Source organism: Ruegeria sp. AE4, from assembly GCF_056542185.1.
This window is the reverse complement of sequence record NZ_JBQFZK010000001.1, coordinates 302,880-316,518: the sequence shown is the minus strand read 5'-3', so window position 1 is coordinate 316,518 and position 13,639 is coordinate 302,880. Positions and strand designations below refer to the sequence as shown.

14 protein-coding genes are annotated in these 13,639 nt (G+C 56.2%); 6 read left to right on the top strand and 8 right to left on the bottom strand.

The window, feature by feature from the left end; genetic code table 11:
* Positions 1-79: 79 nt before the first annotated feature.
* The 3 genes from ACR0EK_RS01640 to dusB are packed head-to-tail and all read right to left on the bottom strand — an operon-like array spanning position 80 to position 3,515.
* Complete coding sequence (locus tag ACR0EK_RS01640) at positions 80-1,447, bottom strand: response regulator (protein ID WP_480485475.1); 1,368 nt, start codon at positions 1,445-1,447, stop codon at positions 80-82.
* Positions 1,447-2,535, bottom strand: coding sequence for a two-component system sensor histidine kinase NtrB (locus ACR0EK_RS01635; RefSeq protein ID WP_480564508.1), 1,089 nt, complete (start codon positions 2,533-2,535; stop codon positions 1,447-1,449). Before ACR0EK_RS01635 ends, ACR0EK_RS01640 begins: the two co-directional genes overlap by 1 nt.
* A complete protein-coding gene (dusB, locus tag ACR0EK_RS01630; protein WP_480564505.1) occupies positions 2,532-3,515 on the bottom strand; it encodes a tRNA dihydrouridine synthase DusB in 984 nt (327 codons plus the stop codon). The genes ACR0EK_RS01635 and dusB overlap by 4 nt, the downstream gene beginning before the upstream one ends.
* 181 nt (positions 3,516-3,696) lie before the next feature.
* Between dusB and ACR0EK_RS01625 the strand changes: the two genes are divergently transcribed.
* The 4 genes from ACR0EK_RS01625 (at position 3,697) to ACR0EK_RS01610 (ending at position 7,176) form a co-directional block, all read left to right on the top strand.
* Positions 3,697-4,827, top strand: coding sequence for a bifunctional 2-C-methyl-D-erythritol 4-phosphate cytidylyltransferase/2-C-methyl-D-erythritol 2,4-cyclodiphosphate synthase (locus ACR0EK_RS01625; protein ID WP_480564502.1), 1,131 nt, complete (start codon positions 3,697-3,699; stop codon positions 4,825-4,827).
* Complete coding sequence (locus ACR0EK_RS01620) at positions 4,824-5,321, top strand: phosphatidylglycerophosphatase A family protein (RefSeq protein WP_480564499.1); 498 nt, start codon at positions 4,824-4,826, stop codon at positions 5,319-5,321. Before ACR0EK_RS01625 ends, ACR0EK_RS01620 begins: the two co-directional genes overlap by 4 nt.
* The gene (locus ACR0EK_RS01615) at positions 5,318-5,785 is read left to right on the top strand and encodes a CinA family protein (protein WP_480564496.1); all 468 of its coding nucleotides are present in this window, start codon (positions 5,318-5,320) and stop codon (positions 5,783-5,785) included. Before ACR0EK_RS01620 ends, ACR0EK_RS01615 begins: the two co-directional genes overlap by 4 nt.
* Before the next feature lie 209 nt (positions 5,786-5,994).
* A complete protein-coding gene (locus tag ACR0EK_RS01610) occupies positions 5,995-7,176 on the top strand; it encodes an ammonium transporter (protein ID WP_480564494.1) in 1,182 nt (393 codons plus the stop codon).
* A 125-nt stretch (positions 7,177-7,301) separates the two neighbouring features.
* On the opposite strand, the gene ACR0EK_RS01605 is transcribed toward ACR0EK_RS01610, so the two are convergent.
* From ACR0EK_RS01605 to ACR0EK_RS01595, 3 genes are read right to left on the bottom strand one after another with little or no spacing between them, the layout of a single operon-like run.
* Positions 7,302-8,657, bottom strand: coding sequence for an ATP-binding protein (locus tag ACR0EK_RS01605; protein WP_480557994.1), 1,356 nt, complete (start codon positions 8,655-8,657; stop codon positions 7,302-7,304).
* Positions 8,657-9,316: a response regulator transcription factor gene (locus ACR0EK_RS01600; protein WP_209503754.1), complete on the bottom strand. Its 660-nt coding sequence runs from the start codon at positions 9,314-9,316 to the stop codon at positions 8,657-8,659. Before ACR0EK_RS01600 ends, ACR0EK_RS01605 begins: the two co-directional genes overlap by 1 nt.
* A gap of 38 nt (positions 9,317-9,354) precedes the next feature.
* Entirely contained in the window at positions 9,355-9,954 is a 600-nt protein-coding gene (locus ACR0EK_RS01595; RefSeq protein WP_480485466.1) for a PepSY domain-containing protein, read from the bottom strand.
* Between the two features lie 209 nt (positions 9,955-10,163).
* Between ACR0EK_RS01595 and ACR0EK_RS01590 the strand changes: the two genes are divergently transcribed.
* The gene (locus ACR0EK_RS01590) at positions 10,164-11,210 is read left to right on the top strand and encodes a hypothetical protein (protein ID WP_480485465.1); all 1,047 of its coding nucleotides are present in this window, start codon (positions 10,164-10,166) and stop codon (positions 11,208-11,210) included.
* A 235-nt stretch (positions 11,211-11,445) separates the two neighbouring features.
* Here ACR0EK_RS01590 and ACR0EK_RS01585 read toward each other — a convergent pair whose 3' ends face one another.
* The gene (locus tag ACR0EK_RS01585) at positions 11,446-11,631 is read right to left on the bottom strand and encodes a hypothetical protein (RefSeq protein WP_480473092.1); all 186 of its coding nucleotides are present in this window, start codon (positions 11,629-11,631) and stop codon (positions 11,446-11,448) included.
* A 468-nt stretch (positions 11,632-12,099) separates the two neighbouring features.
* Complete coding sequence (locus ACR0EK_RS01580) at positions 12,100-12,816, bottom strand: helix-turn-helix transcriptional regulator (RefSeq protein WP_480564491.1); 717 nt, start codon at positions 12,814-12,816, stop codon at positions 12,100-12,102.
* A 646-nt stretch (positions 12,817-13,462) separates the two neighbouring features.
* Between ACR0EK_RS01580 and ACR0EK_RS01575 the strand changes: the two genes are divergently transcribed.
* Positions 13,463-13,627 carry a Flp family type IVb pilin gene (locus ACR0EK_RS01575; RefSeq protein WP_267367933.1) on the top strand — a complete coding sequence of 55 codons (165 nt, stop codon included), beginning with the start codon at positions 13,463-13,465 and terminating at the stop codon, positions 13,625-13,627.
* Positions 13,628-13,639 lie beyond the last annotated feature (12 nt).

Here is a 13,639-nt window from a genome sequence, read left to right as displayed (position 1 = left end):
TGCCGCTTGTGCGGCTTACCGCCATATATCGTGATCTTTTCCCGACAGATGCCGGGATGCCACGGTTTGTGTGGCGATATTACATCAGTTTGCGGCGCCGTGTCACCTGTATATCGAGATCTGTAATCTTTTTTCGCAGCGTATTTCGGTTAATCCCCAGTAAATCAGCACATTTTGCCTGGTTCCCGCCAGTTGCATCCAGTGCGATTTCGATCAGCGGGGCCTCAACCTCACGCAAAATCCGCTGATAAAGGCCCGGTGGCGGCAATATATTGCCGTGCAGATCGAAATACCGTCGCAGGTGACGCTCGACCGAGGTTGAAAGCTTCTCGCGTTCGCCGCCGCTCAGAACCGGTGCAGCTTCGGGCTGGCTGCCCAACACCATTTCCACCTCGGCCTTTGAAATCTCATCTGCCCGACTGGTCAGCCCCAAACGGCGAACGGCGTTTTCCAGTTGCCGCACATTCCCCGGCCATGAATAGCGCCGCACCAACTCAACCGCTTCCGGGCTGAGCCACCGCTTGTTTCCGCTTTCCTTCTCTTCCCGAGCCAGAAAATGTTCGGCCAGCAGCGGAATATCGTCGACCCTTTCGCGCAACGAGGGCACGTGGATCGTCGCCCCGCACAAACGATAATACAGGTCCTGACGGATACGGCCGTTTTCCATCCCATCGGTCAAGTTTGTCTGGCTGGTCGCCATGAAACGCGGAACATGATCACCGGGCGTATCCATCATACGCACCACGCGGGCTTGAATTTCATCGCCGATATCCGCGATTTCATCTATCAGCAGCGTACCGCCACGCACCCGCGCCATCACGCGGGCCGGGCCCTCCAGATCGCTTAGGTCGGCTGCGGTGACTGTGACAAAGGGTAATGTACGCCGATCCGAAAAGTCGTGAATTGCCCGGGCAATCAGCGACTTACCCGTTCCGCTTTCACCCGAAATCATAACCGGCAGGTCGGTGTTCATCACGCGTGCGACCAACCGATACAAAGCCTGCATGACTGGCGTGCGCCCGACCAGAGGCAGCTCATCCGGGCGTTCACCACCTGCCTGTATGGGTTCCGGCTGTGCGCGCTGCTTCTGATCCAGCGCCCGCGCCGTGCGTTTCATCAAATCCGGCAGGTCAAACGGTTTGGGCAGATAGTCATATGCGTCTGCCTCAGCCGCCTGAATTGCGGTCATGATCGTGTTTTGCGCAGAAATCACGATAACCGGCAATCCAGGGCGATCCTTTGCTATCTTCGGCAGCATCTCCAGACCGTTGCCATCGGGCATGACAACGTCCGAGATCACCACGTCGCCTTTGCCTTCGCCGACCCAACGCATCAGGGTGGTCAGCGAAGATGTTGCGTGCACCTTGCATCCGGCCCGCGTCAGCGCCTGAGTCAGAACGGTGCGGATTGTGCGGTCGTCATCCGCAACCAGTACGGTGCCATCCATCAGGTGCTCTCCTTCTTGTGTTCGGTTGCATCTCGCGGCGCGCGGCGCAGCGACAGTTTGAATACGGTGCGGCCGGGCACGGAGTCGGCGGAAATCCAGCCGTCATGGTCGGAAACGATCTTGCTGACCAGCGCCAACCCCAGACCGGTGCCGTTTTCCTTGCCCGACACGAACGGGTCAAAGATATCACCACGGATATCCTCGGGCAGGCCCGGACCGTCATCGATGATCTCGATCTGCAACGGCAGGGAATGACCCGATCCGTCGCTTCGGCGCAGGCGGAAGGAATGTTCGAAATAAGTGCGCAGACGGATCGTACCGCCCTGCGGCCCCGCAGCCTCGGATGCGTTTTTTAGCAGGTTCAGAACCACCTGAAGAAACTGGTCCGGATCGCTGTAGGCCAGCGGCAATGAAGGATCGTAATCCTCGATGATTGTCATATCCGCGCCAAATCCCAGTAGCGCGGACCGCCTTGCACGGTCCAGCACATCGTGGATGTTGACCGGCCTGAGGTCCGGTTTCTGCAAGTTGCCGAATTGCTCGACCTGCTCCAGAAGCTTCACGATCCTGCGGCTTTCGGCCACAATAAGGTCTGTAAGTTCAAGATCCTGTGACGAAATGTTCATGCTCAACAGTTGCGCTGCACCGGTAATCCCTGCCAACGGGTTCTTAATCTCGTGCGCCAGCATCTCGGCCATGCCAATCGCCGACTGCGCCGCTGACTTGACCGTGTTGCCCAAGGTCATCCTGCCCGCCAGTTCACGAGGTGATATGATCATGATCATCGACCCCGGGTGCCCGACCAGAGGCGCGATCTGCAACGCACATTGCAACGGCGCACGGTTCCCTGAACCCGCATCCACATCGTTTACGAACAGTGGCGTGCCTTGCGAGCGGGCGCGCAGGAATGCTTCCTCCAGCGGTGCGTCAACGGCGATCTGGTCCCATACCGGATGCCCGATTATCGACCGGCGCGAGGCATTCAAAAACCCCTCGCCCGCCGAATTCACATCTGCGATGCGGTCGTTTTCATCAATAATGAAGGCCGGAACCGGCAATGAGTTCCAGATGTTGGCGTTGGAATTCATGCTGCCACCTCGCCCGTTTCGGCAAGTGCGTCCCCAAGCAGACGCAGGACATCATCCGTGTTGCGCGACGTCAGAACCGCCCGCCGCAGCGGCGCAGGGGTTGCGGCCTGATCCATGTACCATCCCAGATGCTTGCGGGCGACACGCAGGCCCAGATCGGCTCCGTAGAACCCCAGCATCGCCTGATAATGCGTGCGCACCATGTCGATCAGGTCATTCCCGACCGGAATATCCGGCGCATCCGCCCCGTAAAGGTCGTGACTGATCTGCGCCAGTAGCCAGGGTTTACCCTGTGCGCCACGCCCGACCATGACCCCATCTGCACCAGATTGTTCCAAAGCGGTTCGTGCGGCTGCTGTGTCTACAATATCTCCGTTCGCAATAACTGGAATCGACACAGCCTGTTTCACGGCCCGGATCGCGCTCCAGTCAGCGCGCCCCTTGTAGAACTGGCATCGCGTGCGTCCGTGGATCGTAACCATCTGAACGCCCGCCTCTTGCGCACGGCGCGCAACCTCGGGCGCATTCAGCAGGGTGTCATCCCACCCCAAACGGGTTTTTAATGTCACCGGAACGTCAACTGCACTGACAACGGCCTCAATCAGCGTCAGTGCGTGGTCCGGTGTTTTCAGCAGGGCCGAACCGGAATACCCATTTGTCACCTTCTTGGCGGGACACCCCATGTTGATGTCGATCACCCGCGCGCCCCGATCAGCAACCTGACGCGCGGCCTCGGCCATCCAATGCGCCTCGCGCCCTGCCAGTTGCACAGCTGTGTTTTCCACATCGGCGGACAGTTCGGCGCGCTCCCGCACTCCGGGTTTGGCCTGCACCATCTCCTGACTGGCGACCATTTCGCTGACGACCATGCCGGCACCAAAGCGCATAACCAGATCCCGAAACGGGCGATCTGTGATTCCGGCCATCGGGGCCAGCAAAACCGGCGATGTTACGAATTTGTCAGCGAAGCGCAAAGTCAACGTGCTTAATCCTTGGGCAGTTGCAGTTCTGATATCGAATTCCACGCATATGAACAACAAAACGACGCGCAACAAGCCCGCAAAACCATCATCTGCCTATTTTTTAATCACCCGACCATAGGTGATTGCCACTGCAATCACCGCCGCCTAAACAAACGCAACAAAATGGAGGGCGCGCGGCATGACCACAGCTGCCATCATAGTCGCCGCAGGCCGCGGCCTGCGCGCAGGGGGCGACGTCCCAAAACAGTGGCGCGGCCTTGCAGGCCGTCGCGTGGCAGACTGGACAATCGATCGGTTCCGCGGACAGGTCGCCCATATCGTTCTGGTCTTATCCGACGAAGACACTCTGGTCTGGGAGGAGTTTCGTGATACCGATCTGATCCTCGCCTCGGGCGGCACAGATCGCGCGGGTTCTGTGCGCAATGGTTTGAAAGCCCTGGCGCACCTCGACGTGAAGCGCGTCCTGATTCATGACGTTGCCAGACCCTGCGTTTCGTCGCGCACCATTCAGGACGTCTTGTACGCATTGGATGCACATCAGGCCGCCGCCCCCGGACTGGCGGTGACTGACGCCTTGTGGATAGGACAAGACGGGGCCGTGACTGGCACACAAGACCGCAGCAACCTGTTTGCGGCGCAAACACCGCAAGGCTTTCACTATGACACCATCACCGCCGCCCATGCGGCGCATCCGGGCGGTGCTGCTGATGATGTTGAGGTTGCACGCGCTGCGGGGGTAGATGTCTGCATCGTACCGGGCGATGCGGACAACCTGAAGATCACCCGCCCCGAGGATTTTGCCCGGGCGGAACGTATCATGGGAATGGATATGGATGTAAGACTTGGCAACGGCTATGACGTGCACCGATTTGGCGACGGGGATCATGTGGTCCTTTGCGGTGTGAAGGTTCCCCATGATCGCGGGCTGCAGGGGCATTCGGATGCGGATGTCGGGATGCATGCTGTAACCGACGCGATTTATGGCGCATTGGCGCAAGGGGATATCGGACAGCATTTTCCGCCCTCGGATCCGCAATGGAAAGGGGCCGCCAGCGAGATCTTTCTGCGTCACGCGGTGGAACTGGCAGGACAGATGGGGTATCGCATCTCGAACGTGGATTGCACGCTGGTCTGTGAATACCCGAAGATTGGCCCTCACGCCGCTGTCATGCGCGAAGAAATGTCCAAAATCATGGGCTTGCGTGCCGATCAGGTCTCGGTCAAGGCCACCACGTCCGAGCGTCTGGGCTTCACCGGTCGCAGTGAAGGCATCGCATCGCTTGCGACGGCCTGCCTGGTGAAATCATGAACGCGGCGCAGTTGATTGGCACCGTTGGCGGCATCGGATATACACGCCCTGCCCCCGGCACCTGGGGTTCGCTGGCCGCGCTGCCGATGGCTTGGGTCCTGCACACGCTGGGCGGATTCCCATTGCTGGCAATCGCAACGCTCGTGGTGTTCGCAGGCGGCCTGTGGGCCACGCGCGTGATGACCGACGGCCAGGACGATCACGACCCGTCGGAAATCGTCATTGATGAGGTTGCGGGCCAGTTCATTGCCCTCTGGGCGATCTCATATCCGTCCTGGGCGCATGGGATCGACATTACCGCCCTCTGGCCCGGCTGGGTTGCCGGGTTCGCTCTGTTCCGCCTGTTCGACATCACCAAACCCGGCCCCGTCGGTTGGGCAGATCGTCGCGGCGATCCTATGGGAGTGATGCTGGACGACGTGATTGCGGGTATTTTCGCAGCCGTTGGCGTGATGGTTCTGGCTGGCATCACGCACGGGGTTCTGGGCCTATGAACGTGCCCGACCTGCTGAACCGCGCCAAAGCGCAGGGCGTTATGATCGCCACAGCGGAAAGCTGCACCGGCGGTATGGTCGCTGCGGCCCTGACGGATATACCCGGCAGCTCGGCCGTCGTGGATCGGGGTTTTGTCACCTATACCAACAGGGCCAAGCAGGACATGCTGGGTGTGCTGGCAGAAACCCTGCAGGCTTTCGGCGCAGTGTCCGAGCAGGTTGCTCGCGAAATGGCCGAAGGCGCATTGCGCAACTCACAAGCGCAGCTTGCCGTCGCGATTACCGGCATTGCCGGGCCGGGCGGGTCTGAATTCAAACCCGAAGGGCGCGTATGTTTCGGACTGGCCAGAGAAGGCCGGGAAACCCGAACAGAAACGATTGAGTTTGGCGCGCAAGGGCGGGATGCGGTGCGCCGCGCCGCGCGGGATCATGCGCTGGCGTTTCTTCTGACTGGGCTTTCATAACGCGCACCTTTTTTAGGCATTATCTGCCCATAGCCGCCAAAACTGTCATCACTTGAACAAAAGGCGACAAAATAGGCGACCAATTCGGGTATTGCCTCTTTTTTCCTCACCTGCCCTCCGCTTCAAGGCTCTGCACATACACTCACTCGATCCCGGGCGTTGTCAGATGACCTGCCCGGGAAACCATGCAGGGAAAAGGAGAGCGGCCCATGAATGGAGCCGATACAGCCTGGATCATTGTTGCTACAGCACTGGTCCTTTTCATGACATTACCGGGTCTAGCCTTGTTTTATGGCGGGCTTGTACGTGCCCGAAACGTGCTCAGCGTTTTTATGCATTGCTTTGCCATTGCCTGTTTGATGAGCATTCTTTGGCTGGTGGCCGGGTACTCTATCGCCTTTGGACCCGGTGAAAGTGGGCTTTGGGGCGGTTTGGGCAAGGCATTCCTCAACGGTGTTGATGTGGACAGCCTTGCTGGCACTCTCCCGGAAATCCTGTTCTTTGCCTTTCAGATGACCTTTGCCATCATCACCCCAGCCCTGATCGTGGGCGCATATGTCGAACGGGTGGGCTTTGGCTTTGTGCTGACCTTCTCGGCGCTGTGGATGCTGCTGTGCTATGCGCCTGTGGTTCACTGGATCTGGGGCGGTGGAATGCTGTCCGATGGTGGTATTTTGGGTGACATTGGCGTGCGTGATTTCGCTGGCGGTATCGTGGTGCACGAAACCGCTGGTCTGGCAGCCCTGATCATCGCCGTCATCCTTGGCCCGCGCCGAAACCGAACGACCCCGCCACATAGTCCCGGCTATGTCATGGTCGGCGCCGCGATGCTGTGGGTCGGCTGGTTCGGCTTCAATGGCGGTTCGCAACTGGCCGCGGACGGTGGCGCTGCGATGGCGATGACCGTTACCCACCTGTCCGCCGCAACCGCGTCACTGACATGGGCGCTTTGGGAACGCATCCGCTTTGGCAAAGCCTCGATGGTGGGTCTTGTCACCGGAACAATTGCAGGCCTGGCCTCGATCACGCCCGCTTCGGGTTTTGTGGGGCCGATTCAGGCCCTTATCATCGGCGCTGTCGCGGGCATTCTGTGTCAGGAAGCCGTCAGTCTGGTGCGCAACAAGCTGAATATCGACGACACGCTGGACGTGTTCGCGGTACATGGCGTCGGAGGCATCTTTGGCACCATCATGATCGCCTTGTTTGGCCTTGGCACATGGACCGCCCAGTTGGGCGGGCTGGTTATCGTGGGTGCCTTCACGGCAGTTGTCACGTTTGTGTTGGTCAAACTGGTTGCACAGATCACACCACTTCGCGTAAACGCCGAGACCGAGACAAATGGCCTCGACCTCTCGGTACATGGTGAGCGGGCCTATGACATGAGCAGCTAAGCCCACCTTGGCTGCCTATCGCCCGCAAGGGCAAAAGCGGACCTGTCATGGGTCCGCTTTTCTTGTTTTCGTGCCTTGTCCACTTACGACACACCCAAAGCACCCTGAACCTTCAGGGCAAATGATCAGCCCGTCGCAGGATGCGCATTGGTTCCCTTGGGAATTACGATCCGGCATTCCAAACCGCCAAGCGAGCTGGATGCACCCAGATCAAGCCGACTGTCATAGGCCTTTAACAAATCAACCGCGATGGCCAGCCCAAGGCCGCTGCCCGAAACAGAGGTATCCAGCCTCCCCCCCGATCGCAGTGCCTCGCGGTGAGCGCCCTGAGGAATTCCCGGACCATCGTCGTCAATCACAACTTCGATCCCGTTCGAGGTTCTCATAGCCGTCACGCGGACCTTATGTTTGCACCATTTGACCGCGTTATCCAGCAGGTTGCCCAAAACTTCTTCGATATCCTGCGCGTCCATACGCACCCAAAGACCCGGGTCGCGTTCGATTTCCAATGACTTTCCTTCGCGCTCGGCCATGGTGGTGAACAGACGCGCCAGTCGATCAATCGAATGAGACAGATCGGTACGAGAATGGGTCAAGTCCGCAGTATTCAGCGCCCGCATTCGGGCAAGCGACCGGCCCAGCTGCGCGTCAATGCGGTCGAGAGCTTCCACAGCGGTTTCCGTAGAACCTCCCGCTTCGGACAACAGCAGCAGTTCATTGCGCATGATTGCAGTAGGTGTTTTCAGGGCATGGGCCAAATCTGCCGCCTGACGACGTGATCCCGATACGATTTCCCGGTTTCGACGCAAGAGCTGGTTCAGATCCTCGACCAGAGGAGACACCTCTTCTGGATAATCGCCTGGTCTAAGGTCTTCGTCCCGATCCCAACGATGCGCCACATCTGACCGAAGCTTTCTGAGTGGCGTCAGGATGATTGACGTCAGAAGTAGTGACCCAACGACACCGATCAGACCGACCAGCGCAAAAACCGGAAGCAGGCTTTGTTGTGCAGCGCGGCGTTCCGCGACAAGCTGGGCCTGACTTTCGGCAACGCTGACCCCCCAGACCGTGCCATCCTCATAGGTAATTTTCTGAAAGGCTCCTCGTAAAGCTTCGCTTTCCGGACCGGGAGTGTTCCAAAGCGTCGTTACATCAGGGGTGCCAAGGGGTTCGGCAATGACTTCATCAAACAAGGAAGCCGACGTAAAGATTTCGCCTTCGCTGTTGCTGACTTGCCAGTATCGGCCAGAATACGGTGTGCCATAGGCCGGATCGAACATCAGATCGCGCAGCGCATCCGGGTCATGGGTCGTAACGCTCAACCCAACGACCAGTTGCGTGTGACGATCAAGTAGTGCGGTATCAAACCTGTCCGAAACGCGGGCATTGATGAACGAGAACACGGCCAGCGTACCAACACCCACTGAAAGGGCACCCGACGCGATCCCCCCCAGTAGAGCCCGTTGACGCAGAGATAACATCAGGCAGAGTCGATCATGTATCCGCGGCCCCGAATCGTTGTGATCAGATCAGGGCCAAGTTTTTTGCGCAGACGGGTTATGAAGACCGCAATGGTATTCGAGTCCCTGTCTCCATCGTATTCGTAGATATGTTCCGACAACTCGGTCCTTGAGATCATACGCCCAACATTATGGGCCAGATATGTAAGAACAGCCAACTCCTGCGCGGTCAGGTCGATGGGCACGCCATCCGCCGTTACACGCCCGTTGCGGGTATCCAGCACAACATTTCCCATTTCGACGACGGGATTCAACTGACCGCTCTGCCGCCGCAGTATGGCACGGACCCGCGCTGCCAGTTCGGGCATATGGAACGGCTTGGTCATGTAGTCGTCCGCGCCTGCGTCCAATCCGTCGACCCTTTCGCTCCAGCCATCGCGGGCCGTGAGGATCAGCACCGGAGTCTTGATGCCCGCACTGCGCCATTCCCGCAGAACTGAAATGCCATCGCGTTCCGGCAATCCAATATCGAGGATGATCATGTCATAGGGTTCTGTTGCACCCAGATGCAAAGCTTCCAGGCCGCTGTTCACAATGTCCACGACCCGACCTTCAGCGTTCAACAGTTTCTTGATCTGCTCGCAAAGGTGCGGTTCGTCTTCTGCCAGTAAGACTCTCATACTTGGGAATTATAGGCGTGCGAATGGCAGTTTAACCATTACTTTTTACCACCGCCGTTGCCGCCACCGTTTCCACCACCGTTGCCGCCAGAATTGCCACCAGAATTGCCACCACCGTTACCACCGCCATTGCCACCACCGTTACCACCGGAGTTGCCGCCGCCGTTACCTCCGGAGTTGCCTCCGCCATTGCCACCAGAGTTGCCGCGACCGCCACCGCTGTTCCCGCGGTTGCCGCTTTGACCGCCATTTGCTTTGACTGAAGACTTGCCTTGAGATTTCGCATTGGCCGAGTTTCCGGGCGCAGATTTGGCCGCTTCTGAGATTTGTTTGCCGATCTTGGACCCGTTGGAAACGACAACGCCGGTTTTTGCGTTAACAATAACACTGACAATCTTCCCGTTCGGCTTTTTGACCAGTACGCGGTAGTAAACTTTGTCGGCCTGAAAAGCTCGCGCATCAATAGGCGTACCGCCAAAGACCTGTTCGACCCCTTTGATGACTTTCTGCAACCGGATTGCGTTGCCCGAGGTTGTTGCTTTGCGCAGTTCTGCCTGCTTCAGCTCACGAACGGCTGCATTGCCTTCTCCGGGCTGGAGAAAGACAATAAGAAACATAATGGTTAAGAGCTTTCTCATCTTCGGCACTCTTTACTGCGCAACCACCTACATAATCTACCGATTTCAACATGAACTGGGGATGAACGACCAGTTTGGCGTGGGTTCAATGATGATCGGTTTAGATAGCACCTGTCAGATCTTGATTCCGGCAAGCGGTTTGCCTGTGTGCGAATCTTGGAAAACTATGTCGGACCACTGAAACACGCCTTCGATTTACGAGGAACGCTATGAAAACCAATATGACCGGCTTGCTGAAAGCCTCTGCACTCGCAATCGCAATGTTAGGCTCCACCGCAATTGTTGGCGCGATTGCATTTCCTGACGTGGCTTATGCAAAAGATGGCAAAGGCGGCGGTAAAGGAAACGGCGGTGGCAATGGTGGTGGTAACGGAAACGGCGGTGGTAACGGTGGTGGCAAAGGAAACAGCGACAGTGCCGGAAAGGGCAAAGGCAACAGCGGCGGTAATGGCGCGACCAAAGGTGGCGGCTCAAAATCCGCCGGCAAGTCAGGGCGCACTACCTCTGGCGCAAAGGGTTCGAAGTCAAAATCTTCGAAGGGAAAATCGTTCTCTTTGAAAGAACTGTTTACCGGTAAGAAGTCCACGAAAACTCAGACCAAGACCGCACCGTCAGCGCACGCGACAAAATCTAAGGTTCAGGTCGAGGAAACGGACCTGACCGATTCCCACAAGAAGGGGAATAAACTGGCTGCCGCGCTGGGCGTCCACCCTTCGGAACTGGGCGCACTGAACGCAGCCAACGCAAGTGAGAAGGCCCTCCAGAACGCTGCCCCGAATTCGCGCGTCGGTCGCATTGCAACCTATCGCGACACGGTTTTGGCTGGCGACAGCATCCGAGCTGAGCTTGCCGAAAAACAAGACCTTCTGGATGATATGACCCCGCCGGAGCGCTCCAGCGCTGAAATCAATGACGACCTTGAGGATGCGCTGGCCGATGTTCAGGAAAAGCAGGACATCGTCGATGATCTCGAACAGCAACTGGCAGATGCGGGAGGCACCAATCCTGATATCGAGGACGCACTTCAGGACGCAAACGATGATCTGCAAGCTTCCAAAGATGCCGCTGACAGCCTGAATGCCGAAAAACAGGCAGCCTTGGAGTACGAGGAAGCCATGCAAGACGTCGAAGACCTGGCAGACGCCGTTGAGCAGCAGTCACTCGATGAGCGCGCGGCATTGGAAGACGCTGCGAACAAACCCGTCACCGACGAGGTCGAGGCTGCTGTAAAGGCAATGCTCGGACTGGATAGCTAACAGCTTTTGCCTTCATTCTTATGAAGTGGGCAAAAGACCGGGCCAGCTAAGTGATTACCAGCCGTTTGGCTGGCCCGACTTTCTCATTAAGATCCTGACCGCCAGGTTGTATTGCGCTTATGCCCGACGCAAGTTGGCAAAGGTTACTGAGAAAAAATATAGCCCGCTCCAATTCGGAGCGGGCTTTATCTTTCCTTGATCAAGTTGATCCGGAAATCCATCGGACGTCTGATTTTCAGAAGTCCCGGTTTGCCTCTTCTAGTCGCTTGTTATTTACGATTTCTGTCAGTGCATTTTCGATAGGAGGGAAGCGACTGCTGCTCGAATTTGTATTACTTGAAACTTCGCCGTTCATGACGGGATTATGGGGTTGCATTGTCGCACATGCATACGGCGCAACCTCAATAGCAGTCTTGATCATGCTGTTCCCCTTCCATTCAACCGGACGTGGTTTGCCCGGCCTGTGCGATCAGTATGCCCCGAGCCAGTTGAACACTCAGAGAATACATTGTTCACATTATGTTAATGTTGTCGCGAAATCATGAACAACGACTAAGTAATTAACAAAAAAGGATATTATTTCGCCAACAGATACAATCAGGCCAGATGGATAAAAAAATAAGGCACTCTCTCCCTACTCCGTAAGGTTGTTTAACCCAAGGAAAAGCGACATACGTCTATGGCGAGCGAGTCAGGTTTCTTACACCGAATTTGGGGGTAAAACTGCGGCCGAAAAAAGAAATCTACGAAACAGCCGACGAAATTGCGACACAGTTCAGCGGTTGGTCGACCTGCGCGGCACCATAAAGGGCAGGACCATGACGGCGGATGGATCCTTTGAAAACCAAAACGGTCTTCAGGTCGTCCCGGTAGCAATACATTCGGTTAACTAACCCGCGATCTGAGTAAAACCCCTGTCAGCATCAACGTTTCGGTTTAACAGATGCAAAAGCTCGACCTGGCTCGTTGCCCCTGTTTTGGAAAATATAGAACTTAGGTGCGAACGAACTGTTGTCGGGCCAATGGACAGAGTCTCCGAAATCGTCTTCACAGTCATTCCCTCTTTCATCATCGCGCACACCCGAAACTCGCATCTGCTGAGGTCGGCCGGATTGTGTGGATCAAGGATCGGGACAAAGCGATTGTTGCTGTTGAATTTGGACCGGTGACTCCGAAGAACCTCGGAACAGGCAGCAACCGTTCCGGGCAAGCGTTTGCCCCAGCCAGACGATAGTGTTGGTGCCAGAGCAGTTAGCAGATCCAGTTCGCAGGCCTGCGGGCGTATACTGTAATGCAGCTCAATGTAATCAACCTGCGCCCCGGTTACGTCCAGCGGAATTAGGATAACCTCCACCAGCCCTTCAGGCTTTTGAAGCCGATAGTGTGACATTGATGATGCGTCGGATAACACCAAGTCTGATAGTTTCCAGACTGAACCCGGCCTTGCCGTTGATATACATTCTCCAATAACCAACTCTGCCTGCGTTTGCGGCTGTGAAGGCCAGATTTTCCCCTGCTGGACACAACAGCGCGCAATATGCTTTGCCTTCCAATCCTTTTTCTGCATTCTGACAATTAGAACCGCATCAGCATTTGCCAGGCGCATTAAACAATTTACGGATCGAGACACGGAGCCATTACCGCATAGGGCCTGAGTCCACTCCACTACAAAGTCCAGACTCTCCCTCGCCTGAGCGCTCTTTAAAAAACTCACACTCATAACAATTAACCATTCAACTAAACAGACCGACCAAACAAACAGGTTCGGGTTACTACAACAAATTTGTGTTCCTTTCGAAGTCACAGCAACCGGAATTATCGGCTTGTCTGCGCGGGAAGTTTTCAAACAAAGGCTTTTAAGAAACTTTATATATCTGTTTTTAATATGCTTTTCTAAGTCTTGTCATCACTGAACCGCACGATGCCAATCCGCAAACGCCAGACCGGTCAGTAAAAATCAACCACCATCCCGCTCACAATTGCGACCCGGCTCAATTCATTGTTTCCGAAAAAGGGCGATTCGCTGAACGTTAATACGTTGTTAACGCAGGGTTAAATGTATTCGCCCAAAAGGGTGATTTTCTTCAATTGATTCAACCAAAAGGTGTATTTCAATTACCTTTGAAGGAAGGCACGCATTTCCCCCGTTCCTATTCTGATTCCCGAGCTAATGCATTTTCGCCTGGCTTGCGCTCAAGAATACGGAGCGCTGATAACGTCTAACCTATTTGGGGGAAATAATGACTAAATTCATGAAGAAGTTTGTTAAGAATGAAAGCGGTGCAGCAATTGTCGAATATGGCCTGGCTCTTTTGGTCGTGGCGTCGATTGCAGTTGGCGCATTCTCGTATCTGGGCACCACTACCAACACAAACGTGACTGGTGCATGCGCTGCTCTGGGTAGCGCGACCTGCTGACCCAAACACACT